The organism is Anaerosphaera aminiphila DSM 21120 (genome assembly GCF_900129925.1).
GTDB lineage: Bacteria > Bacillota > Clostridia > Tissierellales > Peptoniphilaceae > Anaerosphaera > Anaerosphaera aminiphila.
Genome location: NZ_FQXI01000004.1, coordinates 19,497 through 44,291, shown reverse-complemented (window position 1 = coordinate 44,291; position 24,795 = coordinate 19,497). Strand labels below are relative to the sequence as shown.

Annotated in this window: 18 protein-coding genes; 13 read left to right on the top strand and 5 right to left on the bottom strand. The window is 31.2% G+C overall.

What is annotated here, in order from left to right; all coding sequences use genetic code 11:
* Positions 1–4: 4 nt before the first annotated feature.
* Entirely contained in the window at positions 5–1,135 is a 1,131-nt protein-coding gene (locus BUB47_RS03950) for a DUF2207 family protein (protein ID WP_073183980.1), read from the bottom strand.
* Between the two features lie 87 nt (positions 1,136–1,222).
* Here BUB47_RS03950 and trxB point away from each other — a divergent pair, with 87 nt between their 5' ends.
* Complete coding sequence (gene trxB / locus BUB47_RS03945; RefSeq protein ID WP_073184110.1) at positions 1,223–2,176, top strand: thioredoxin-disulfide reductase; 954 nt, start codon at positions 1,223–1,225, stop codon at positions 2,174–2,176.
* A gap of 42 nt (positions 2,177–2,218) precedes the next feature.
* On the opposite strand, the gene BUB47_RS03940 is transcribed toward trxB, so the two are convergent.
* Entirely contained in the window at positions 2,219–2,902 is a 684-nt protein-coding gene (locus BUB47_RS03940) for an endolytic transglycosylase MltG (RefSeq protein ID WP_073183979.1), read from the bottom strand.
* 141 nt (positions 2,903–3,043) lie between these two features.
* Here BUB47_RS03940 and BUB47_RS03935 point away from each other — a divergent pair, with 141 nt between their 5' ends.
* The 5 genes from BUB47_RS03935 (at position 3,044) to BUB47_RS03915 (ending at position 13,568) form a co-directional block, all read left to right on the top strand.
* Positions 3,044–4,036: an RluA family pseudouridine synthase gene (locus BUB47_RS03935; protein WP_073183977.1), complete on the top strand. Its 993-nt coding sequence runs from the start codon at positions 3,044–3,046 to the stop codon at positions 4,034–4,036.
* The gene (locus BUB47_RS03930) at positions 4,033–6,720 is read left to right on the top strand and encodes a PD-(D/E)XK nuclease family protein (protein ID WP_073183975.1); all 2,688 of its coding nucleotides are present in this window, start codon (positions 4,033–4,035) and stop codon (positions 6,718–6,720) included. Before BUB47_RS03935 ends, BUB47_RS03930 begins: the two co-directional genes overlap by 4 nt.
* Positions 6,717–9,824 (top strand): UvrD-helicase domain-containing protein, encoded by a 3,108-nt coding sequence (locus BUB47_RS03925; protein ID WP_073183974.1) that lies wholly within the window; start codon positions 6,717–6,719, stop codon positions 9,822–9,824. Before BUB47_RS03930 ends, BUB47_RS03925 begins: the two co-directional genes overlap by 4 nt.
* Positions 9,825–12,098 (top strand): heavy metal translocating P-type ATPase, encoded by a 2,274-nt coding sequence (locus tag BUB47_RS03920; protein WP_073183972.1) that lies wholly within the window; start codon positions 9,825–9,827, stop codon positions 12,096–12,098. It abuts the gene before it with no gap.
* Between the two features lie 126 nt (positions 12,099–12,224).
* Complete coding sequence (locus tag BUB47_RS03915; RefSeq protein ID WP_073183970.1) at positions 12,225–13,568, top strand: butyryl-CoA:acetate CoA-transferase; 1,344 nt, start codon at positions 12,225–12,227, stop codon at positions 13,566–13,568.
* Positions 13,569–13,683: 115 nt separating this feature from the next.
* Here BUB47_RS03915 and BUB47_RS03910 read toward each other — a convergent pair whose 3' ends face one another.
* Positions 13,684–14,418, bottom strand: a complete 735-nt coding sequence (locus tag BUB47_RS03910; RefSeq protein ID WP_073183968.1) for a copper amine oxidase N-terminal domain-containing protein — start codon at positions 14,416–14,418, stop codon at positions 13,684–13,686.
* Positions 14,419–14,606: 188 nt separating this feature from the next.
* A complete protein-coding gene (locus BUB47_RS03905; protein WP_073183966.1) occupies positions 14,607–15,233 on the bottom strand; it encodes a TlpA family protein disulfide reductase in 627 nt (208 codons plus the stop codon).
* A gap of 148 nt (positions 15,234–15,381) precedes the next feature.
* Between BUB47_RS03905 and BUB47_RS03900 the strand changes: the two genes are divergently transcribed.
* A complete protein-coding gene (locus BUB47_RS03900) occupies positions 15,382–16,593 on the top strand; it encodes a glycosyltransferase (protein ID WP_073183964.1) in 1,212 nt (403 codons plus the stop codon).
* A gap of 53 nt (positions 16,594–16,646) precedes the next feature.
* Here BUB47_RS03900 and tyrS read toward each other — a convergent pair whose 3' ends face one another.
* On the bottom strand, positions 16,647–17,894 hold the full coding sequence (gene tyrS, locus BUB47_RS03895; RefSeq protein WP_073183963.1) for a tyrosine--tRNA ligase: 1,248 nt from the start codon (positions 17,892–17,894) through the stop codon (positions 16,647–16,649).
* 280 nt (positions 17,895–18,174) lie between these two features.
* Between tyrS and BUB47_RS03890 the strand changes: the two genes are divergently transcribed.
* From BUB47_RS03890 to BUB47_RS09880, 6 genes are all read left to right on the top strand, one after another.
* The gene (locus tag BUB47_RS03890; protein WP_073183961.1) at positions 18,175–19,179 is read left to right on the top strand and encodes an LTA glycolipid anchor biosynthesis glycosyltransferase, IagA/BgsA family; all 1,005 of its coding nucleotides are present in this window, start codon (positions 18,175–18,177) and stop codon (positions 19,177–19,179) included.
* Positions 19,166–20,323 (top strand): NAD(P)H-hydrate dehydratase, encoded by a 1,158-nt coding sequence (locus tag BUB47_RS03885; protein ID WP_073183959.1) that lies wholly within the window; start codon positions 19,166–19,168, stop codon positions 20,321–20,323. Before BUB47_RS03890 ends, BUB47_RS03885 begins: the two co-directional genes overlap by 14 nt.
* 64 nt (positions 20,324–20,387) lie before the next feature.
* Positions 20,388–20,732, top strand: a complete 345-nt coding sequence (locus BUB47_RS03880) for a type II toxin-antitoxin system PemK/MazF family toxin (protein ID WP_073183957.1) — start codon at positions 20,388–20,390, stop codon at positions 20,730–20,732.
* Between the two features lie 121 nt (positions 20,733–20,853).
* Positions 20,854–22,932, top strand: coding sequence for a DUF5693 family protein (locus tag BUB47_RS03875; protein WP_073183956.1), 2,079 nt, complete (start codon positions 20,854–20,856; stop codon positions 22,930–22,932).
* Positions 22,910–24,028 carry a polysaccharide pyruvyl transferase CsaB gene (csaB, locus tag BUB47_RS09885; RefSeq protein ID WP_073183954.1) on the top strand — a complete coding sequence of 373 codons (1,119 nt, stop codon included), beginning with the start codon at positions 22,910–22,912 and terminating at the stop codon, positions 24,026–24,028. The genes BUB47_RS03875 and csaB overlap by 23 nt, the downstream gene beginning before the upstream one ends.
* Positions 24,029–24,031: 3 nt before the next feature.
* The gene (locus BUB47_RS09880) at positions 24,032–24,787 is read left to right on the top strand and encodes a WecB/TagA/CpsF family glycosyltransferase (RefSeq protein WP_073183953.1); all 756 of its coding nucleotides are present in this window, start codon (positions 24,032–24,034) and stop codon (positions 24,785–24,787) included.
* Positions 24,788–24,795 lie beyond the last annotated feature (8 nt).

The window sequence follows — 24,795 nt, the reverse complement described above, 5'->3', positions numbered from 1 at the left end:
AATTCTATTTATTTTGAGTATTGACCTTAATATTTACACGTGAGCCAACAGAATTTCCAATAAGAGCTCTGTTAAAGGCGTTGATTAAGTTTTCACTTGCTGAACTTAGCCAAAAAATCGGAATAAAATCATCTTCGCTTAAATTTAATTTTGCGTTTAAGTTTTTAATATCATCATAACTTAATGAAAAGGCAACTGCGTAAATTACTAGAATTTCTCTATCTTCTTCTGAATAGTTGCTAGCATCAACACTGTCAGTAACTATGGATTCGTAGAGGTTATTGTATAGGTCAAATTGTTCCTTTCCAAGCTTAGGCCTCTTTGAGAGAGTGGCTATGGCAAGTACTAAAAGGGCAACTCCCAGAACTGCGTTAATTATTGAAATAGGTGTTAACAATATTGAAATAAGAGATGATATAAATCCCATTAGGGAAACTAAAATAGAAACTGAAGAAAAAATAAAAGCAGGTGGTTTTCTATATAGCAGTCCCATTTCAATAAGTTCTTCTTGAACTAATTTTAAGTACTTATTAAAACTTGAGTTGTAGTCATTTGAAGATTCTCTTCTAGTTTGATTTAACTGATTAGTGCTAAAGCCAGTTCCGTCTCCCATACTAAATAAAAAATCATATAGGTAAGTTTCGTCATTTGAAAGAGAAGAGGAATTTCCAGTTTTTTTAAAAATGTAATTACTACGATCTTCTCCCTTGGAATTTAAGTAATTTTCCAAGCTTGAACTTATAATACCTCGCCTTTGCCAGTCAAGTACTGTTGAAATAATAAATCTCTCCGGCTGGTAGTTTCCCTTTACAAGAGTACCGGCTTGAGCGGAATTTAAGTGAATAAAAGTGCCAATGGTCTTGTCCTTTAGATTTATTGAATCAACTGACTTATATTTTTTATATTGAATAAATAACATTGCTCCTAAAACTAAAAAGCTTGAAATATTTAGTATATTAGCTTTAGTTTTAGTAAATGTAAAATTTCTTGCAGAATTTTTTTCAGCTTGCAGTGTACTTACTTGTGAAATAGAGTTATCAGTGTTTAAATACTTAACTGTACTGCCATTTGCATATGTATTCTTTGGAAATATTAAAATAATAAACAGAAATAAAGTTACAATTGTTTTTTTCATATAGCACCTCAAATAAATTATAACATAAAGTAATTAAAATATTTATAAGAGGGTATAATAAACTCAAGAGGGGGCTCATAAGATATGATATATGATTTAATAGTTTTAGGAGCAGGCCCAGCGGGGCTTACTGCAGGACTTTACGGGGCAAGAGGAAAACTTAAAACCCTAGTTATAGAAAAAGGATTAGAGGGAGGCCAAATTTCTACAACTACAGATGTGGAAAATTATCCAGGTACTCCAAATATTTCCGGATTTGAATTATCACATACAATAAAAAAACAAGCCGAGACTTTTGGTGCTGAATTTGTTTTAGATGAAGTAGTTGAAGCGGAGCTTGAAGGCAAAGTAAAAAAAATTAAGACAAAAGAAAATGAATACGAAGCAAAGACAGTTATAATATCTACAGGTGCTAAGTCAAGAAAATTGGGATTTGCAGGTGAAGATTTATTTGAGGGCAAGGGTATATCCTATTGCGCAACTTGTGATGCAGCATTTTACCAAGATTTTGACGTATATGTAATTGGCGGTGGCGATTCTGCCATAGATGAAGCACTATTTATTGCAAAATTTGCCAAAAATGTATATATAATTCACAGAAGAAATGAATTAAGAGCAAGTAAGTCTCTTCAAGATAGGGCGTTTAACAATGAAAAAGTACACTTCATTTGGAACAGTGTAGTTGAAGAGATAAAGGGCAACAAAATGGCAGAAGAACTTGTCATTAGAAATTTAGAGACAGGGGAACTTACAACTGTAAAACAAAATGGGGAGCCTTTTGGAATATTTATATTTGTTGGATATATACCTGAGACAAAAATTTTCGAAGGTCAAGTTGACATGGAAAAGGGCTATATAAGAACTGACGAAGAAATGAATACAAACATAGATGGTGTTTTTGCCGCAGGAGACTTGAGGATAAAGAGCTTAAGACAAGTGGTAACAGCAACAGCTGATGGAGCTATAGCTGCAGTTAATGCAGAAAAATATATAGCTGAACAAGAGGGAAATGAATATAAGTCCTTTGAAGAAAATAAATAAAAATATTAAAAAAACTCATCCTAGATTTTAGGATGAGTTTTTTTAATTATAAGTTTCTCCAGTCATAGTTTCAATTATCTTTACAACTCTAGTTGGAGTTTCAATTTTATAGGTTCCCGGTTTAAACTTGTAAAAGCATCCAAGGTCTTTGCACTGTTTGGAAAATGCATCTGCAGATTGTATTATTCCCAGTTTTTCAAGCTTTTTACCTACTGCATCTCCGGCAGCACCTTTACTGATTTCAACTTCATATTCTCTAGCTTGAGTATTTGTGAGCATTAATATAGTGTCTTTAATTTTAGAGTCCTTATTGACTTCATAAGTTCCCGATACAAATTTATTTTCAAGTCCCATATTGTGTACTAAAGTTTTAAAAGCATTTAAATCTTTCATAAGATTTTTATCTATTAGTTCTTTTCCAATATCATCTACTGTAGAATCTTGAGGAATAGTAATTTGAACTATAATTTTATCAATTGGCTCTTCAACAACAGGAAGTAAATTTTCTGTTTCCTCCTCATTGTAGAATAAATTTTTTATATCCAGATAAGTTTTATTTATCTCATCTCTGATAGTAAAGTTCGCATCAGTATTCGAAGTGTTTTGGAAGTATAGTGTATCTATTTTCCACTTTATTATAAATCCTAAAACAAGAACTACTAATAGAACTACAAGTATTCTAAAGATTTTAAAGAAAAAATCTGTTAATTTATTAAAAAAACTCAAAATAATCTCCTTTTTAATTAATAATAGTCATTATATAACATATGTCATCAAATTTGCAAAAATATTTAAAGAATCCAGGTTTAGGTGTTAGAATGTATATTGGTAGGAATTTAAAAGCAAAATAAAATTAGGAGTAATAATTTGATAGAGATAATAGTAAATGAAAATGATTCAGGACAGAGAATAGACAGATTTTTAAAAAAGTACTTTGAAAAAGCCTCCTTGTCCTTTATATATAAAAATTTGAGAAAAAAGAATATAACCTTAAATGGAAAAAAGGCAAAACCTGAGGAAATTTTAAATGCAGATGATAAAATAAGTCTTTATTTAAGTGAAGATACAATTTCTAAATTTAAAAAACAACCTGTGGACTTTAAGCAAAAGAAGTATCCTAAAATAATTTACGAAGATGAAAACATAATACTGTTAAATAAACCTGTGGGCGTTTTATCTCACAACGACAAGAGAGAATTTGAGACGAATATGGTAGATATGATGATAGATTATTTAATAGCAAGGGAAGAGTTTAATCCAAGAGTTGAAAAGACTTTTAGACCTGCAGTTATAAATAGACTAGACAGGAATACATCTGGAATTTTAATTGGTGCAAAAAACGCAGCTACACTTAGAAAGTTAAATGAAGCTATGAGATCAAATGAAATAGAAAAGTACTATTTAGCTCTAGTGTATGGGAAAACTCCAAAGCACTTTGAAGATGAGTCCTATTTAGTAAAAGACGGTGACAAAAATAAAGTTTCTGTTAGAAAAAGAGAAGATGAGGGTGCAAAATACTCTAAGACGGTTTTTGATACAATTACTTCAAACAAAGACTACAGCTTACTAAGTGTTAATTTAGTTACAGGTAGAACTCATCAAATTAGAACAGTGTTGAAAAATAAGGACTTTCCAATAGTTGGAGATACAAAGTACCCAAATGTGAGAGTAAATAGTTACTTTAAAAGAGAGTACTCCTACGAAAGTCAATTTTTGCACAACTATAAAATTGTATTTAAAAATTTAGGTGGAGATTTAGAATATTTAAGTGGAAAGAGTTTTTACTTAAACTTGCCTAAAGTTGAAGAAGATATTATAGGGGATGTTTTTGGAGATAGAAATATTTGGAGAATGGAATGAAAAAATTATATTTACTGGATTTGTCCACTGAAAATAGTGAACTATTTGAAATGGTGAGAGATAAACTTGAAAATTTAAAAAGAGTAATTTATATAGTTCCTACAAAGGCATCAATGGACTATAAAAAGCAATTGTTTATAAAAAAGTTAAATGGATTTTCAAATCTCAGTTTTTATACATTTGATGACTTTAAAAAAGCAAGAAACAATAAAATATTAATAGATGAGACTTTTAAAGGACACATTATAAAAAGAATACTAAAGCAGAAAAATTATAAAAACCTTTCTTATTCTTCAGGACTTGCCAGTGTACTATTGGATTTTATAAATAAGTCAAGAGAGTCTTTAATAGAGCCTGTAGATTTAAATAGTGTAAAAAGTGAAGTTTTAAAAGAAGTAGTGGATGTATATACCAGATATGATGATTTTTTAAACAAAAATAATTTAACAGACTTGGCGGATTTAAATGAACACTACAAAGTAGATGCAGATTTAATAATAGTAGATGAATTTTACTCTCTTAAAAAGACAGAGTATGAGCTAATAAGACAACTTTCAGAAAATATAGACACTGTAGTAAATATTCCCTATTTTTTAAAGGACTTAACAATTGCAAATAGTATGAAGGAAAGTCTTTTAGAGTTAAATTTTACTGAAATTGACTTGAGAAGTAATATCTCGATTTCAGAATTTTTAGAGGAAAAAATTAATTCTAAAGAGCTGTTTTTAATATCAGAAAAAAGTGAAGATGAAAATTTAAGAGAAGTATTTAAAGAAATAAAGAGAGATATACTAGAGGGAAGAGATGCAAGTAGTATTGCAATACTGCCCTTTAGTTCAGATGTAAACAAACTTTTAAAAGTTGCACACTTTGAAAATATGCCACTAAATTCACTGTACAACTTAAAAAACAAATCTCCAATAGTTGGAGAGTTTAAAGATGTTTTAAATTATTTTCAAATTCAAAATAGAGAAAATATTTTAAAGCTAGTAAAGTCAAATTACTTTAGAATAACTGAAACTTCTGAGGAAATGGAATATGAAATTGGAAAGTTGAAGTTTAAAAATTTAGATGAACTGTTAAATAGCATTTCAGTTAATATTGAAATAGAATCAAAAAACTTAGATGAATTTATGAAGTTAACAGAGCAACTTACAAATATTCCAAATAAAAACTTAAACTTTAAAGAGTATTGCAATATATGTAGGGAATATTTAAAAATAGCAGAGAATAGAGTACTGGAAAATCATGAGAAACTAGAGGACTCGGAGATTCTAAAGAGAGATTTAAGTGCCATAGATTTTTTGGATAAGAGTCTTAAGAAAGTTGAGATATATGACAATTACTTTTACAACAGCAGTTTTTCTAATTTTAGTGAAGTTATATTAAACTACATTGATGATGTAAACTACTCTAAATTTAACAGCTATGCGCCAAAGACTATGAAGCCAGGTCAATCTTTGGGAGTTAAATTTAATAAGACTTTTATTTGTGGCTTAAACTCTAAATATCCAAGTGTGGAAGAAAATAGCTTTTTGTTTTCAAATATGTCTAAAGAGGAAATAAAAAAATATTCTATTAAAGATGAAAATTATATATATGAAGAGGGACTTTTAATTATTTTAAATTTAATAGGAAATTCAAAGTCTACATGCATAGTTGAAGAGGAAAATAAGAGCATGTACTTTGATTTATTTGAGGGAATAAACCACATTGAAACCAAGCCTGAGAGTTCAAAGTTAGAACTGTCCTTAAAAGTACTGGAGAATTTAAACTTTAAAGATATTAAAGGTGAAGGTCTTTCTGAAAACTTTTTAAATTATGAAGAGCTACAGGGAAGAACGAAAAATACTTTGTTAAATGAAGAAGCCAAGTTAAGTGGAAATTCTCTCTTAAAGTTACAAAAGTCCATAGATGAAAAGGGGTTTGCCGTTTCTGACTTTGACAGATATGTAAATTGTCCATACAATTTTTTATACTCCAGATTAGTTGGAATAGAGGAAATGAAGAGAGAATACGAAGAAGAATTTTTTCTCGATATGGGAAATTTTTATCACAAAGTACTGGAAAAATATTTTAAAAACTATCCAAGTGAATTAAATGAAGATTATTTATCGCACTTAGTTAGAATTGAGCTCTTTGAAAATATATCTCCTGACCTTGAACTTAAAGGCTTAGATAAGATAAAGTATGAAAATGCTAAATATATATTGAAGAATTTTATAGAAATGGACTTATCTGAAAGGGAAAATTTTAAACCTACAGACTTTGAAGTTCCCTTTAAATTAAATATTGAAGACGTAAAAATAAATGGAAGAATAGATAGAATAGACAGTTTTGGAGAACTTGAAATATTAACAGACTATAAATTAAATAACAGCCCTTCTTTTAAAGATATTGCAGAGGGAAGAGCGTTTCAACTGCCACTATATATTATGTCACAAAAGGAAAAAGTTGTAGCTGCAAGATATGGAAGCATAAACAGCTGCACTTATAAAAATGTGTTGGTTAATTCTGATTATTTAGAGGAAAAGGGATTAAGTGATGAGGATTTTTCAAACTTAGTTGAAAATTCAAGAGATACTGTTTTAAAAATTAGCAGTGATATTAAAGATGGGCTCTTTCCAAGGGTGGAGTGTGAAGGCTGTGAATTTAGAGATTTGTGTAGGCAGGTGATACTATGAAATTAAATACTGTACAGGCAGAAGCTGTAGATACACTGGATTTAAACTTGTCTTTAAAGGCAGGAGCCGGAACTGGAAAGACAAAAGTTTTAACAGAGAGATTTATAAATATATTAAAAAACGGAAACTTAACAGATGGAGAAGAATATGGAGAAGTACTTTCAATAACATTTACAAATAAAGCTGCAGAGGAAATGAGAAATAGAATTTTAGAGGCACTTTCTAAAAACAGATCAGATGAAAAAATAGACAGACTCTACAGAAATTTTTCGGCAGCTCAAATTTATACAATACATGGATTTTGCACAATGTTAATTAAGAAATATCCCTTAGTTGCAAATGTGGATCCATTATTTAAAGTTTCAGAAGATAGAGAAGCTCTTACTCTTTTAGAGGAATCAGTTGAAGAAACTATTTTAAAATACAGTGAAGATGCAAGATTATATGAGTTAATGCTTGAAAAAAAGTATTTAAATTCAAATTCCCTAAGAGAATCACTAATTGCAGTATATTTTAAAATGCGAAATAAGAGCACAAATGTAGCTGAAATAAGGAAAAAGAATAGTGAGTATAATGACCTATTAAAAGAGACAGATTTTAAAGAATTAGTGGATATGCTTTTAAACTACAGTACTATAAATCCTGGAAAGAAGTTTATGAACTATTTTGAAAGTGAAAATATGAAAAACTTTTTGGAACGTCCAACTTTTGACTTATTAGATGAAATTGCCGGGAACTTGGGAACTTCAAAAAAAGTAGATCTTGAAAGAGAAGAAATAGAATTAGAAATACTAAAACAGAAAAAATCTCTAGAGAGGGAAAATTATAAGTGCTATGAACTAATAATAGAGATGTTAGATGAAATAATAAAAGTCTATGAGAATAAGAAACGAGAAAAATCTATTTTAGACTATGACGACTTGCAGTTAAAGGCCTTAGAAGTTTTAAAAAAAGGCTACGGAAAAGAATATAAGTATATTATGGTAGATGAATTTCAAGATACTAATTCTTTTCAAGTTGAAATTTTAAAGCAGCTTACAAATAACTTTTCAAAGGATAAGAATATTTTTATTGTAGGAGATGAAAAACAATCTATATATAGCTTTAGAGGTGGAAGTGTAGAGGAGTACAACAGCTTTGCAAAAGACTTAATAGCAAGTGGCGGAAGAGAAATTGCAATGGATATAAACTATAGAAGTTCAAATATTTTAATAGATTCTTTTAATAAAATATTTTCAAAAATTATGGGAGAAGGTTATGACCCTCTTAAGTCAAGCAGCGAAGGTGGAACGAAGGTAAAGGTACTAAGTTACTTTAACACAACTCAAAAAGCTGTGGCATCTTATATTAAAAATCTTGTAGATGCCGGAGAAAAACCTGAGGGGATAGCAATACTCTTTAGACGAAAGAAAAATATAGCAAAGTATGAAAGAGAACTTTTAAATCTGGGAATAAAAGTTAACAACACTGCTCAAAAATTTAGCGAGAGAGTTGAAATTAGAGATGTTTTAAGCTTGTTAAAGTGCATTTCTAATAAGAGAGATTACTTAAGCTTAATGTCCTATTTAAAAAGTCCAATGGTTGGATTAAATGAAAATTCCATTTATTTACTAAGCAGAAATTTACTTGAAAAAGGCGAAGTAGAGGAACTGGAAGTATTGGAAGCGGAGCAGAAGACTTTGCTTAAAAGTGGAATGGAGAGACTGAAAAGTCTTAGAGATTTTAAAGAAGTGCTTTCTCTTGGAGAAATAGTAGTAAAATCTATAGAGATAAACAGACTTTTTGAAACTTCAAATATATGTTTTGGAGAATTTTCCATAGACAGTTTAAATGAGTTAATAGATTTGGCCTTTGAATATGAAGATGATAAATCTGAAAGCCTAGAAGAGTTTATAAAGTATGTTGAAAATTTAGAAGTAGACGTTCCACTAAGAGAAGGAGCAGTAAATTTAATTACTATTCACAAGTCAAAGGGACTTGAATATAACACCGTAATAATGGGAGAAATAGACTTTGATTTTTCAAGGGCAAATTCCTATAACTTTATTCAACTGGGAAAGTGTGGACTTGGAGTAAAATTGGAAAATAGAGATGCCAAGTACAGTGAAATAATGCTGGAAAACAGGTTGGAAAACATTGAAGAGGAAAATAGAATATTTTATGTGGCACTTACAAGAGCTGTAAAAAATTTAATACTGCCAATTAATAGAGAAAATAAGGTTAAAAAGAATAGCTATAGAGCACTCTTTGAAAATTCGGGATTTGAAGAGTATGAAGAAGTTGAAGAGCAGTTAGCAGATGTAGATATTGATAAAAAACCTGTAGATAAAAGTTATTTAAAAGAAGCTTTAACTTTAAAAAGTGATAGTTTAATAAGAGAAAACTACATTGAAAAATTTAAAAGTTTAAAATTTTATTCAGCATCAAGTTATATGACATTTAAAAAGAGTCCAGAGCTATTTTATAGAAGTTATATTTTAGGAGAAGATGTTGAAGAGAAAAGTGAATACTCCGGAGAAATTCAAGTGCAAGCTGAAGAAGTTCAAATACTAAACCCAATGATAAGGGGAAATATAGTCCATAAGTATGTGGAACTTAATCCTGTAGATATAGATGAATTTATAAGAGAGGAACTTTTATACTATGGAGTACCTTTAAACGAAGAAATAGCTGATTTATTAAAAGTGCAATTTAAGAACTACGAAAATTTAATTAAAGGAAAAGCTTTATTTAAGGAGTATGAATTTTACTATCCTCTTAGAAATGGAGTAATAAACGGATTTATTGACCAAGTTAGAGAAGTAGATGGAGAAGTTGAAATAGTGGATTTTAAAACCGCCTATGACAACAAAGATGAATTAGTAGCACAGTATACACCACAGTTGCAAATTTATACAGAGGCTTTTGAGCAAATTAGCGGTGGAAAAGTAAGTAGGGCAAAATTAATTTTCTTATCAGATAACAGTGAATATGAAGTGGATATTTCAAGAGATGCATTAAAAAATAATGTTAAAGAATTTGAAGATTTTATAAATTTTGTTGAAAGTCATAATGAGTTGAAAGATTATATTAATAATGGGTATCAATTTAAAAGAGGTGATTAGGTGAAACAAAAATATGATGTAAGTGGAATGACTTGCTCAGCATGTCAGCTTGCAGTGGAAAAAAGTGTACACAAGTTGGAGGCTGTAAATGATGTAAGTGTAAATTTAATATCTAACACCATGTCTGTAGAATTTGATGATTCAAAAGTAAGCGAGAAAGACATTATAAAAGCAGTTGAATCAGCAGGCTATGGTGCTTCAATAAAAGGCGATAGTAAATCAGCTGGAAAGACTTCAGAAAGAGAAGACCCCTATGAACTAGAGTTATCCAAAATGAGAAAGAGACTGCTCTATTCTCTAATATTTATGGTTCCTCTAATGTATATAGCAATGGGATCTATGATGGGACTGCCACAGCTAAGTTTTTTAGTTGGAGATGAAAATGTCTTAATTATGGCGCTAACTCAAATGATATTGACAATTCCCGTTATGATTATAAATTCACATTTTTATAAGACAGGATTTAAGGCGCTGTTAAATAGGACTCCAAATATGGACTCTCTAATAGCAGTGGGTTCTTCGGCGGCTTTTGTCTATGGAGTTATGGTAATGTATAAAATGGCATATGGCTTTGGTCATGGAGACGTGGCAAGTGTGGCTCACTATGGCCACGATTTATATTTTGAATCTACAGCAATGATACTTGTATTAATAACTTTGGGAAAGTACTTCGAAGCCAGAGCAAAGAAAAGGACTTCAAGTGCAATTAACTCACTAATGGATTTAACGCCTCAATTTGCAACAGTGGAGAGAGACAACGAGCAAGTTGATATACCAGTGGAAGAAATTTTAATTGGAGATATTATACTAGTTAAACCAGGTAGTAATATACCTGTAGATGGTAAAATAGTTAGCGGTCAAACTACAATTGACGAGTCGGCACTTACAGGAGAGAGTATTCCCGTAGAAAAAAAAGATGGCGACAATGTAATGGCGGCGACTACAAATAAAACAGGATTTATAAAATTTGAGGCAACACACGTTGGAGAGGACACAACTATTGCCAAAATTATAGAATTAGTTGAAGATGCAAACACTACAAAGGCTCCAATAGCAAAGTTAGCAGATAAAATATCGGGAGTTTTTGTGCCGGTTGTAATAATTATAGCTATAGTTACATTTATAGTTTGGATGTTTACATCTGGGGACGTAAGTCTTGCAACTTCAATGGCAATTTCCGTACTTGTAATAAGTTGTCCATGTGCTTTAGGACTTGCTACACCAGTTGCCATAATGGTTGGAACTGGAAAGGGAGCAAAGCTTGGTATACTTTTCAAATCTGCCGAAGCACTTGAAAACTTACACAATACAGATGTTGTACTTTTAGATAAGACAGGAACTATTACGTCAGGAGAATTTAACGTAAGAGAAGTAATATCTAAAAAATACAGCGAAGAAGAATTTTTAAAAATTGCAGCTTCAATGGAAAGAGGTTCTGAACACCCTCTTGCAAAATCAATAGTAAAATATGCGCAGGACAAGGGCATAGAATTAGAAGAGGCAAAAAACTTTACAGCGCTTGCCGGACTTGGAGTAATTGCAGAAGTCAATGGCAAAAGTTATTTAACCGGGAATTTAAAACTAATGACAGACGAGGAATTTGACACTTCAGAGTATGAAGAATATATTGATGAATTTTCGGAAAAGGCATATACTTCAATTTACTTTGCCGATGAAGATTCAGTAATAGGAATAATTTCTCTATCAGATACACTAAAGGAAAATTCTCAAGAGGCAATTGAAGAATTAAAATCACTGGGAATTAAAGTTGCAATGGTAACAGGGGACAATAAAAAAACTGCTGAGACACTGGGAAGACAATTGGGGTTAGATGAAATATATTCAGAAGTACTTCCTGCACAAAAAGAGCAAATAGTTAGAGAACACATAGAAAAAGGTCAAAAAGTCTGTTTTGTAGGAGATGGAATAAATGACGCTCCTTCACTTGCGAGAGCAGATATTGGTGTGGCAATTGGAGCAGGAACTGACATAGCTATAGAGTCAGCTGATGTTGTATTAATAAAATCCAGTTTACTGGACTTAATAAATGCAATTAAACTTTCAAATGCAACTATAAAAAATATAAAACAAAACTTATTTTGGGCATTTTTCTATAATACAATAGGAATACCTGTTGCAGCAGGAGTGTTTTACTCAAGCTTTGGCTTAAAATTAAATCCTATGATAGGAGCATTGGCAATGAGTTTATCGTCACTATTTGTAGTTTCAAATGCTTTGAGGTTAAATTTCTTTAAGGGGATTTCAGCAAAGTAGGTTATAACTGGAGTAAAAAGGGTAACTTTTATTTAAGATAAAGGTTGCCCTTTTATTTAAATAGGGGTAAAGCTATGTTATAATTTAAGAGGAATTTATTGAATTATTATGTTAAAGGAGATAGTTATGGATTACAGAAAAGAATACGGTGAAAAATTAATTTCTGCTGAGAAAGCAGCTTCATTTGTAAATAGTGGAGATTACGTTGACTATGCTTGGGCAGGTCAAACTCCAGTGTCAATAGATAGAGAACTTGCAAAAAGAGCAGGGGAATTAGAAAATGTAGTTGTAAGAGGTGGAGTACTTTTAGGAGTTCCTGAAATATTTAAGGCTGATCCAAATGGAGATTCTTTTATTTGGTTTTCATGGCACTCTGGTGGAGCTGACAGGGGTAGAATAAATTCAACAGATGCTGCATTTTATAGTCCTTTAAGATATTCAGAACTGCCAAGATGGTATAGAGAAAACAGCAGAGTAGATGTTGCATATATAGTAGTGGCACCAATGAATAAACATGGATATTTTAATATGGGTCTTAATGCTTCTCACTTAATGGCTGTAGTTGAAACAGCAAAAAAAGTAGTAGTTGAAGTAAATGAAAACCTTCCAATAGCACTTGGCGGATTTGAAAATGAAGTTCACATTTCAGATGTTGACTTTATTGTAGAGGGAGAAAACCCTGAAATGCTTGAGTTGCCAGCAGGTTCTTTTGGAGAAGTAGATAAAAAAGTAGCAGAGCTAATCGTAGCTGAAATTCCAAATGGAGCATGTATTCAACTTGGAATTGGAGGAATGCCAAATGCAGTAGGTTCTCTAATAGCTGAATCAGACTTAAAGGATTTGGGAGTTCACACAGAAATGTTTGTAGATGCATTTGTGGACTTATATAACAGGGGAAAAATAACTGGAGCGAAAAAAAATATAGATAGATTTAGACAGACTTATGCCTTTGCAGCGGGAACTAAAAAATTATATGATTTTATAGATAATAATCCTCAGTGTATGTCAGCACCTGTTGACTATACAAATGACTCCAGAATAATTTCAAAGTTGGATAACTTTGTTTCAATAAACAACGCTGTAAATATAGACTTAGTTGGACAGGTTTCATCAGAGAGTTCAGGATATAAACATATTTCAGGAGCTGGAGGACAACTTGACTTTGTACTTGGTTCATATTTGGCAGAAGGTGGAAAGAGTTTTGTATGTCTATCATCAACATTCTTTAATAAAAAGACAAACAAAGAAGAGTCCAGAATAGTTCCAAACTTTGAAATGGGCTCAGCAATTACAGTTCCAAGACCGGTTACAAATTATTTAGTTACAGAACATGGAATATTTAATGCCAAGGGTAAGTCCACTTGGGAAAGAGCAGAGGGAATTATAAATATAGCTGCACCTCAATTTAGGGATGAATTAATATCTGAAGCAGAAAAAATGGGAATTTGGAGAAAATCAAATAGAAAATAGTTGGTAAAGAACTATTAAATAAAACCAGAGTAGAATACGTTTATCCTACTCTGGTTTTTAATTTTAATTATTTACTCTTTAAAAGTGTTTTATAAGAGTTTAACTCTTGTGTAATTTATTGAGCGGAATTTGCCTCAATTTTATTTCCCTCATCATTCATATTGTATCTAGTATTTGAGAAGAGTGTTTCTTCATTAAATTCTAAATCGTTTTCTAATACATATTTGGCAAAATCTGCAATTGTACAATTATCTTCTGAAAAATTTAAATATTTAACAGGTTTAGTAAATTCATACCTTCCATTTTTGAAAGTAATTGAATACAATTTTGACTCTCTCAATTGAAAACCATCTGCAGTTATATATATGGGTATAATTGGACTAGTAGTTCTAGTATTTAAACTTACAGTATTAGAACTTTTGTTCCAAATTACATCAAGATTTAGTGCATTTGCAATCATGCGAATAGGGACAAAAGTTCTGCCATTTTTTATTTTAGCGGAACCTCCGGAATATGAAATTCCATCCGAGGATACAATATCATCAGAAATACCTATAAATCTTCCATTTTCTTTATTTGTAAGCGTAGCATATCCCCTTTCAGCATAGATACTGTAAAAAGGTCCAGTAGATTCATAATTTTTATTAAATGTCACTTCAAGTCCTAAAGCTTCACCAATAAATCGTACCGGCACCATAGTTCTTCCATTTTCAATAAACGGAGCTTCATCAGATACTATTTCCTTGCCATCAACTAATATTCTTATAGATTGTTTGGCGTATGTAGTATTTGGAATTAAGGACATTAACATAATTATTAAAAGTGACTGGATTATAAAGTTTTTTTTCATATTGACATCTCCTTAAAAAGATTAGTATTATTAACAACTATATTGTAAGTATAGCAAATGGTTCAATATTTTCCCACAAATTAAAAAAGTATTAAAATAAATTAGATACAAAAGGCAGTTATAAAAACATAAAAGGGATAGAGCTTTAAATAAAACTCCATCCCTTTTTATCTGTTTAAAATCATATTTTAAACAGATAAAAGAAGTTCATCAATTATTTCTCGTAACTTTTCTTCACTTAAAGAGCCAACTTGAATTTGACCTATTAAATTTCCGTCTTGATCTACAAAAATAGTAGTTGGTACAGCTTGAATTTTTCCGTCTAAATAATTAGAAACGAAATCTTTATTTGGAATTACATTGGCAAATTGTACGCCGTTTTCAGCTACTAGGGACTTAGCTTTGTCAATGTTGTCACTTCTACCTTCAAAAGTGTCAGTTATAATTCCAATAATTTGAAAGTCTTCTTCATTGTATTCGCTTGAAACTTCAGCAAGCACCGGCATTTCCTCTATACATGGGCCACAAAATGTGCCCCAAAAATTAATCATAGTAACTTTTGAATCGTTAAATGCATAGTCTGAAATATCATTTCCATTTAAGTCTTTGGCATTAAAGGAAATGGAGTCAAAGCCCAGTTGATTAATATATTTATTAGTTTCTTCAGCGGTGTTCTCTTCAGCAATATTTTTTGTGTTGTTAGTTGAAGAATTGGTAGTGGGGGTTGTAGTTTTATTTTGTGAACAACCAGTTAATCCCAAAATAAAAACAAGTCCGCTAAAGAGTAGAACCTTTTTAAATTTTAAATTTTTCATATTTATAATAACCTCCAAGTTAAAGTATATTTATATTTTATTATAGATTAAAATAGTAAATAAGCAAACCAGGACATTTTAACTTTTAAATATTATATTTTTTGATATAAATATTTAAAATTGGGTACAGATGGTAGCGGAGGAGATTATGAAAGTTTTAATTACAACAGATTTATTTAAACCACAGATAAATGGAGTAGTGACTTCAGTTATAAACTTATATGATGAATTAAAAAAAATGGGCGTAGACGTAAAAATTTTAACGCTTTCTAGAACTGTGCACTCCTATAGGGAGGGAGATGTTTTTTATATTAGTTCTTTTCCTCTGAAAATATATCCCGACGTTAGAGCATCAGTTTCTATAAATAATGAAATTTTAGATGAGCTAATAGAGTGGAGTCCTGATATTATTCATACGCAATGTGAATTTTCAACACTGGTATTTGCAAAGATAATTGCAAAAAAAGTTCAGTGTCCAATAGTTCACACTTATCACACTATGTATGAACACTATGTTAGATATGTTATAAGATACGATAGAATGGCAAAAAAACTGGTATCAGTTGGGATGAAACAACTACTTAAAAAGTGTAGTGCCATTATAGCTCCAACTAAAAAAGTAAAAAAATCTTTAAAAAAATATGGAATGAACAGTAAAATTGCAGTAATTCCAACAGGATTAGATCTATCCGTATTTGAAGAAAAAATCAGCATAGAAGAGGTTGAAAAATTAAAGCTTAAATTTAATATACCAAGAGAAGATTTTATTATATTGGCTTTGGGAAGAGTAGCTGAAGAAAAAAATATTGACGAATTAGTAGATCACTTTGGAGAAACTTTTGAAAGAAAGGGTAATGTTACGTTTTTGATTGCAGGTGATGGACCTTATAAGAAAAAATTGGAAGAGAAAGTTCAGAAAATAGGATATAAAAAAATAATATTTACTGGAATGATACCTCCAACAGAAGTCTATAAAATATATCAATTGGCAGATGTATTTGTATGTGCATCAAATAGTGAGACTCAGGGTCTGACTTTTATAGAGGCTATGGCTAATTCTTTGCCACTAGTTTGCAGATATGATGACTGTCTTGAGGGAATGTTAGTAGACAATGTAAATGGCTTTTATTTTGAGAATAGAGAAGAGTTTACAACCGGTGTAGAAAAAATGATTGAAGATTCTATTTTAAGAGAAGAGTTTGGGGAAAGTGCAAAGAAAACTTCAATAAAGTATTCAAAGGAATTTTTTGCAAAAAAAGTAATGGTGCTATATGTAGAAGTGCTTTCAAATTACAGACACAAGCCTACACCAAAGAGAAATTATTATAAATTAAAGAGCGTTTTAGAAAAATATATTTAAATAAAAACACCTTGAAGTTAATTTAAATCTTTAACTTCAAGGTGTTTTTAGCTTTATATTAATTTAACTTGGTGGTAAATTTTCTTACCTTTTCTAATTAAAATTTTATCTTCTTTAAAATTATCTCCTGTAATAACGGTATCAAAAGATTTTACTTTTTCTCCATCTATGGAAATCCCATTTTGTTCAATAAGTCTTCTGCCCTCAGAATTACTTTTTATTAAGTTTAATTCTTTTAATAAATCTAAAATTCCCTTACCATCTTTAAATTCAGAACGTGATATTTCAGTAAAGGGAATATTTTCAGATTCAGCTCCACTTACAAAAAGGGCTCTAGATGCTTCTTTTGCCTTTTCAGCTTCTTCTTCGCCGTGAATTAACTTAGTTATTTCAAAGGCTAGAGTTTCTTTCGCTTCGTTAATTTGAGCTCCTTCTAATGCACCAAGTCTCTTACATTCGTCAGTAGGTAAAAATGTCAACATTAGTAAAAACTTTTCAACATCTCTGTCATCTATATTTCTCATATATTGGAATAGCTCATAGGGAGAAGTCTTTTCTTTGTCCAGCCAAACAGCACCTTTTTGAGATTTTCCCATCTTAACTCCATCTGCAGTAGTTAGAAGTTTAAATGTCATTGCATATACTTTGTCGTGTTCTAATTTTCTAACTAAGTCATATCCGCCAAGTATGTTTGACCACTGGTCAGAACCACCCATTTGCAGTTTTACACCATATTTTCTATATAAAACTAAGTAGTCGTAGGACTGCATTAGCATGTAGCTAAATTCAAAAAATGTAAGTCCGTCTGCCATTCTATTTTTATAGGAATCCAATGTGAGCATCTGATTTACTGAGAAGTGAACGCCTATTTCTCTCATGAAATCTAAAAAATTTAAATCTAGTAGCCAGTTTGCATTATTTTCTATAATTGCCTTGTCATCTTCAAAATCTAAAAAAGTTGCAAGTTGCTTTGCAAAACAATCGGCATTGTGATCAATAGTTTCCTTTGTCATAACCATTCTCATGTCAGAGCGTCCTGATGGGTCTCCAATCATAGTAGTTCCACCACCGAGTAGGGCAACGGGAACGTGGCCATGCCTTTGCATTCTCATCATAACCATTATTTGAATAAAGTGTCCAATAGTTAAACTATCGGCAGTGGCGTCAAATCCTATATAAAATTTAACAGATTCTTTACCCAACATTTCCTTTAATTCATCTTCATAAGTAGCTTGTTCAAAATAACCTCTTTCAACTAATTCGTCAAAGACATTATCATGTTCCAGTTTGTAGTTAATCATATTATAATACCTCCAAAAAATAAAAATAACTACGATTACGAAAGGACGCATTCGTGGTACCACCTTTCTTTGCTCGTAGCCTCTTACTGTTTAAGTACAGTTTACTTTAAGACTCAGGTATTGTAATTCAGTTTTAAACCTACTGTATACCTTCTATGTCTTTATTAAATTACGTATAATAATATACTATTATGCTTTTTTTGTCAAGAATTGCAAATATATTTCTAATATTATAGAAATTTTTATGTATATACATTATTATTAAGTTAGAGGTGTTGTAATGAAAGTTCTTTTGTTTAGAGATAGTGATTCTAAAATTGAAAAGTCAGGCGTGGGACATGCTATAAATCACCAAGAAGTTGCACTTAAAAAAGCTGGTGTAGAATTTACAAATGACTTAGATGACAGTTATGACTTAGTACATATAAACACAGTATTTCCAAAGTCCTATAAATTGGCCAAGAGCTCCCTTAAAAAGAAAATTCCGGTGGTATATCATGCTCACTCTACAGAAGAGGACTTTAAAAACTCTTTTTTATTTTCAAATCAACTAGCACCTCTATTTAAGAAGTGGATTATAAAGTGCTATACTACTTCAAATTTAATACTAACTCCCTCTGAGTACTCTAAAGACATATTGAAATCTTACGGAATAGAGAAGAGAATAGATGTTGTGTCAAATGGAATTGACTTAGACTTTTGGCATAAAAATTTAAATGACAGAAGTGACTTTGAAAAAAAATATGGCAGCAAAGACAAAAAAATAATTATATCTGTGGGTCTTTACATAAAGAGAAAGGGAATTTTAGAATTTGTGGAGTTGGCAAAAAGGTTACCTCAATATGAATTTTACTGGTTTGGATATACAGATTTAAATTTAGTTTCAAGTGAAATTAAAGAAGCTGTAAATTCTAATTTAGAAAATTTGCACTTTCCGGGGTATGTATTAAGTGATGAACTTAGAATGGTCTATGGAGCTTGTGACTTATATATTTTTCCGACATATGAAGAAACAGAGGGGATAGTGCTATTAGAAGCTCTGGCCAGTAGAGCTAAGACATTAATAAGAGATATTCCAATATATGAAAGTTCTTTTGTAGATGGAGAAAATATTTATAAGGCAAAAACAGTTGATGAATTTGAAAATAAAACAGTTGAAATACTGGAAGGTAAATTAAAAGACTTAACAGACGAAGGTTACAAAGTAGCTGAAAAGAAATCTATTGGAAAAGTTGGAGAAGAGTTAAAAAGACTCTATGGAGAAATTTTGCATGGTGGGAATTGATATAGTAAAAGTAGACAGAGTAGGAGAACTTTATTTAAAATACAAAGATAAGTTTTTAAATAAAGTTTTTAACGAGGAAGAAATAAAATACTTGGAGAAAAAGAACTTTAGAGCACAGAGCATTGCCGGAATGTATGCTACGAAAGAAGCTGTTTCAAAGGCATTAAATACAGGAATAGGGCAGACGAGTTTTAAAGATATTAAAATATTTCACAAAAATAACTCCCCCTATGCACAAGTAGATGATAATCTATTTAAAATAAGTATATCCCACGACGGCGGCTTTGCAATTTCAGTAGCTCTATTTGAGTCAAAGCTAGGAGATAATTTATTTAAGGGAACTCTTGGTAAAAGAGAAAAGGACGCTCACAAGGGTACATATGGCAAGGTTGGCATAATTGCAGGTTCAAAGGGAATGTGTGGCAGTGCGTATTTGTGTTCAAATTCAGCGTTTAAAACTGGCAGTGGATTGGTGTACAATATAGTATCTGAAAATATTTTAGATATTATGAGCATTAAGTTTATAGAGCCAATTGTAAAGTCTTTTGAGTATGATAGAGATATGCTGGAGTTTTTGAAGGGTTTAGATGCAGTGGCAATTGGACCGGGAATCGGACTTACAAGTTCCAATGAAAACATGTTAAGTGAAGTATTGGAAATTGACAAGCCAATGGTTGTAGATGCAGATGGTCTTACGCTCTTATCTAAAAATATTTCATTGTTAAAAAGTAGAACACCTTATACTACTGTTTTAACACCTCATCTTGGAGAATTTTCAAGATTGATAAAAAAAGATATTTTAGAAATAGAAGAGCAAAGGGAAAAGTTGGCAGTGGAATTTGCAAGAGAATGTAAATGCACATTGCTACTAAAGGGAAATAACACAATTGTAACAAATGGTGAGGACACATATATAAACAATACCGGAAATCCCGGAATGGCAACAGCAGGTTCAGGAGATGTTTTAACAGGCATAGTAGTGTCTTTACTTGGTAGAGGGTTTAAAACTTATAGGGCGGCTTCAGTTGGATGTTATATACATGGGCTGGCTGGAGATTATGCCAGAGATAAAGTGGGAGAGGAGAGTATGGTGGCAAGTGATATATTAAATAATATATCAAGTGCTATTGAGCAAATTATTTGACAAGCTCAGCTTAGTTAATTTATAATTAAGTATAATACTTTTAATCTCAAAAGGATGCGGTGGAATGTTAATAAAAAGAGGAGATATTTTCTACGCAGACCTTTCCCCTGTAATAGGATCAGAGCAAGGTGGAGTGAGACCAGTGGTTATTATTCAAAATGACGTTGGAAACAAATATTCCCCCACTATTATTGTAGCAGCTATAACATCACAACTAAATAAAGCGAAGTTGCCTACTCATATAAATGTTGACGCAAAGGGAGTTCCTTTGCCAAAGAATTCTGTCATTCTTCTAGAACAGATAAGGACTATAGACAAAAAGAGATTAAGAGAAAAGATAGGCAAGTTCCCAAACAGCATTATGATGGAAATAGACAGAGCTATAAAAGTCAGCTTAGATATTACTTAACAGGATAAGGTACATATTATATAGGCTTTCATATTTTGAAAGCCTATTTTCTGTGTAAAAATATGGTGATTCATAGTATAATGAACTGAGTTTAAAAATTAGTTATAAAAAAGGAGAGAGTATGTTTAGTAAATATAAAAATAAATTATTTTTAATATTGATATTTATTTCAATTGGAGTTTCATTTTACTTTGTAAATGGAAGACTCAAAGCTGAAAGTGTCTATAAAAATTATGATGTAGTTGCAGACTATGACGACTTTGCAAAAGTAGGTTACAATGATAATAAAATGCCGAAGGAATATTTTACAGAGCTGTCAAAAAATGGAGTAAATTCCATTTCAATAAATGAATCTACAATTAATTCGCTTAAGAAAAATCCGGAAATTCACATAGAAACTGAAATGAGTGGAATGGATTTAATTGTAAGAGGAGACTCTGAGTACTTAAACTTTATAGTTCAAGGATTAGAAGTATTAAAAGACAAGAGAAATGTTGAATATATTTCTGAAAGTGAAATAAAAATAGAGGGCAGACCGTCAGATGCAGTAACTTATAAATCTGATGCCTATGATATATTGCAAGAGAGAGTTGGCGACGATGGAGAAGTAGGTTCTATACTTGAATATGTGGGACTTGGCTTTGATGAAAATAGAATAAATACTATTAAGTCAATAGAGGGCTTAGATATTAACTTAAGACCTGTTTACTATAGTAGATATCAAGACTCCAGAAGTACTATGCAGAGATTTCAAAGTGCAGTTGAAAATTTAAATCCAACTCAAAGATATATAGTGTTTTCAGGTAAAGAAGCATATAAAAATACTGAAAAAGACAACAAAATACAAGATGATTTTGTAAATTGGATAAATACTAATGGGATTTCTCTGGGAATGATTGAGGCATCTAATCAAAGAGGACATTTGAAAACAGACGGAATAGACTCCATGGTAAAAAGAGAAGATGTTGGAAAGATTAGAGCATTTACCACATGGGATTATTTACAAAGTGAATATGACTACTTAATACCGGGACATCACAATGGAGAAGAACTTACAAATGTATATTACAGGGCAATTTCTGAGAGAAATATTTCTGTGGTATATTTAAAGCCGTTTATAAAGAATGATAAAGTTATAACTGAATCAGAAAATTATGGCAGAGTTATTGAAAATTTAAATAGTAGACTGGCACCAAAGGGATATAGTGTTGGAGATGTAAATCCAATAGGAAATTGGAATCCAGACAGTCATTTAAAAGTATTTATTTCAATAGGAGTTGTATGTGCGGCGATTATGCTACTTGGATTAATATTTCCAGTGGGAAGTAAGCTTAGCTTAGCTTTATTTATATTGGGAGTACTAGCAAGTATTGCATTTTTCGGAGTAGGTATTATGGAAGATACGGGAAACGTGTTATTTAACTTACTTGCAATAGTAACCTATCCTTCACTGGCTCTCTGTGTAGTAATAGAAAACTACAATCAGATTAAGAGAAAGAAAAAAGTTAAATCCTTGCCTAAAATTTACTTACATGGTGCAATGATTTTATTGGTTTCAATATTGATTACTATGGTTGGATCGCTTATGGAAATTTCCTATATGAGTGGAACTAATTATTTAGCGGAAATTAACATATTTAGAGGAGTAAAAATTTCACAATTACTTCCACTGGTAATTTCAGTATTTATATTTGCGGCATATGTTGGATTTGGACGTGAAAAAGTTGAAAGTCCTAAGATAAAGACAAATGAAATAGTAAAAGTATTTAATTTAAATGTAAAAATTTGGCAAGCTGTACTTGGTGCAGCAGTACTTGGAATTCTTGCGGTTTTTATATTAAGAGGCGGAAATACTGATGCGAAAGTTCCAGGAGTAGAGCTGTTATTTAGAAACTTACTTGAAAAATATTTGCCGGCTAGACCTAGAACCAAAGCTTTATTTATGGGATTTCCAGCAGTGTTTTTAATGATATATATGGGATACCATAGAAGGGGAGAAATATTTGCGATATTGTTGACTTTGTTTATAGCAATAGGACAAGCTGATATTGTAAATACTTTTTCACATATAAGAACTCCACTTTCAATGAGTTTTGTTAGAATAGTAATTGAATTTTTAATGGCTTGTTTACTTTCAGCAGTAATGCTAATAGTAGTGGATTTATTTAGGAAGGGATATGACAAATACATTGCAAAATAAAGAGAAAATTCTAGTTTCAGGATACTATGGATACAATAACATAGGAGATGAGGCCATACTAAAGGGCCTTGTAGACGGCATCTCATCAAAGTGTGATGCTGATATAGTTGTGTTGTCTAAAAATCCTGATTGGACTAGCTTTAAATACAATGTAAAAAGTGTAAATAGATCAAATATTTTTGAAATAATTAAGGAAGTAAGAGATTGTGACATGATTCTCTCAGGAGGGGGATCACTACTTCAAGATGTGACGAGTAAGAAATCAATACTCTACTATCTTGCAATATTGAGATTGGGATTATTGTATAAAAAAAAGACATTTATATATTCTCAGGGGATAGGACCTATTACACTAAAGAGAAATAGGTATTTAACAAAGAAAATATTAAACAAAGTTGACTTTATAAACGTAAGAGACAGCCAATCTGCAAGAGAGTTAAATGAACTGGGAGTAAATAGAGAAGTACTGGTTACTACAGATACGGTTTTTGGAATTAACAAGCCATCAAAAGATGAGGGCAAATTAATATTAGAGGGACTTGGAGTAAAAGAGGAAAAACTAAATATTGCCTTTACTATTATGAATTGGAAGAACTATGGTAGTAGAACTATTGAAGAAATAAAAAAGAGTATTGAAATATTACTTGGTAGAGAAGATGTAAATGTTATATTAATTCCTTTTTTTTATCACTTAGACTTGGAAGTAGAAAGAAAAATATATAACTCCCTAAGAGAAAAGTATGAAAATATTTATTTAGTAGAAGAGTACTTACACGTGGAAAGTTACTTGTCACTTGTGGGAAATATAGATATAATGGTTTCGATGAGATTACACGGTCTTGTATTTGGAACGCTAATGGGAGCTTATCCAATTGGAATTTCCTATGATCCGAAAATAGATGGATTTATGAAAGAATTAGATAGAGTTCAAAGACTATATGTGGAAAATTTCAAGGCGGAAGAAGTTGCAGAAGAAGTATTTTTTGCGATTTCCAATTTAAAGAGGTTAAGAGAAGAAACTAATAATCATCTGGGTAAATTTTATTCTTTAACAGATGAGCACAACGAGGCAGTAAGAGAAATACTTATGAGGTGAGATATGGATAAGGTCAGTATCTTTGGCGTAGATATATGCAATGTAAATTTTAATGAAGCTATAGATATAATTAAAGGTTTTTTAAAAGAAGATAAAATGCACACAGTTGTCACACCAAATACTGAAATAGTTATGGACGCTAAAAACAATCCTGAATTAAGAGAAATTTTAAATACTAAAGATTTATCGGTACCTGATGGAATAGGTCTCATATATGGAGCAAAAATACGAAAAAAACCTTTAAAGGAAAGAGTAACAGGCTTTGATATATCTATGAAGTTAATAGATATAGCCAGAGAAGAGGGATATAGTCTGTATTTGCTTGGAACAAAGCCGGAAGTAGTAGAAAAGGCATATTTAAATTTAAGGGAAAAGTATTCTGATTTAAATGTAGTGGGCTATCACCATGGATATTTTAAGGGAACTCATCTTGGAATAAAAGATCATGAAGAAGAAATAGAAGTAATAAGAGAAATAAATGAACTAAAACCGGATATAATTTTTTTGGGATTGGGGTATCCAAAGCAGGAACTGTGGATGGAAGAAAATGCTAAAAAATTAAAATCCAAACTAATAATTGGAAACGGCGGGGTAATAGATATATTGGCAGGGGAATCAAAAAGAGCGCCTGATATTTTTATAAAATTAAATTTGGAGTGGTTTTATAGATTAGTTACGAATCCATCTAGAATAAAGAGACAAATTGCAATTCCAAAATTTTTAGTTTCAATTTTGCTAGATAGAGATTCTGTTAAATAAGGAGGAAT

What these genes read in the sequence shown, in the direction of transcription:
- BUB47_RS03950 (WP_073183980.1), bottom strand. Translation starts at nt 1,135, where the DNA reads ATGAAAAAAACAATTGTAACTTTATTTCTGTTTATTATTTTAATATTT.
- BUB47_RS03930 (WP_073183975.1), top strand. Translation starts at nt 4,033, where the DNA reads ATGAAAAAATTATATTTACTGGATTTGTCCACTGAAAATAGTGAACTA.
- BUB47_RS03925 (WP_073183974.1), top strand. Translation starts at nt 6,717, where the DNA reads ATGAAATTAAATACTGTACAGGCAGAAGCTGTAGATACACTGGATTTA.
- BUB47_RS03915 (WP_073183970.1), top strand. Translation starts at nt 12,225, where the DNA reads ATGGATTACAGAAAAGAATACGGTGAAAAATTAATTTCTGCTGAGAAA.
- BUB47_RS03910 (WP_073183968.1), bottom strand. Translation starts at nt 14,418, where the DNA reads ATGAAAAAAAACTTTATAATCCAGTCACTTTTAATAATTATGTTAATG.
- BUB47_RS03905 (WP_073183966.1), bottom strand. Translation starts at nt 15,233, where the DNA reads ATGAAAAATTTAAAATTTAAAAAGGTTCTACTCTTTAGCGGACTTGTT.
- BUB47_RS03900 (WP_073183964.1), top strand. Translation starts at nt 15,382, where the DNA reads ATGAAAGTTTTAATTACAACAGATTTATTTAAACCACAGATAAATGGA.
- tyrS (WP_073183963.1), bottom strand. Translation starts at nt 17,894, where the DNA reads ATGATTAACTACAAACTGGAACATGATAATGTCTTTGACGAATTAGTT.
- BUB47_RS03890 (WP_073183961.1), top strand. Translation starts at nt 18,175, where the DNA reads ATGAAAGTTCTTTTGTTTAGAGATAGTGATTCTAAAATTGAAAAGTCA.
- BUB47_RS03885 (WP_073183959.1), top strand. Translation starts at nt 19,166, where the DNA reads ATGGTGGGAATTGATATAGTAAAAGTAGACAGAGTAGGAGAACTTTAT.
- BUB47_RS03880 (WP_073183957.1), top strand. Translation starts at nt 20,388, where the DNA reads ATGTTAATAAAAAGAGGAGATATTTTCTACGCAGACCTTTCCCCTGTA.
- BUB47_RS03875 (WP_073183956.1), top strand. Translation starts at nt 20,854, where the DNA reads ATGTTTAGTAAATATAAAAATAAATTATTTTTAATATTGATATTTATT.
- csaB (WP_073183954.1), top strand. Translation starts at nt 22,910, where the DNA reads ATGACAAATACATTGCAAAATAAAGAGAAAATTCTAGTTTCAGGATAC.
- BUB47_RS09880 (WP_073183953.1), top strand. Translation starts at nt 24,032, where the DNA reads ATGGATAAGGTCAGTATCTTTGGCGTAGATATATGCAATGTAAATTTT.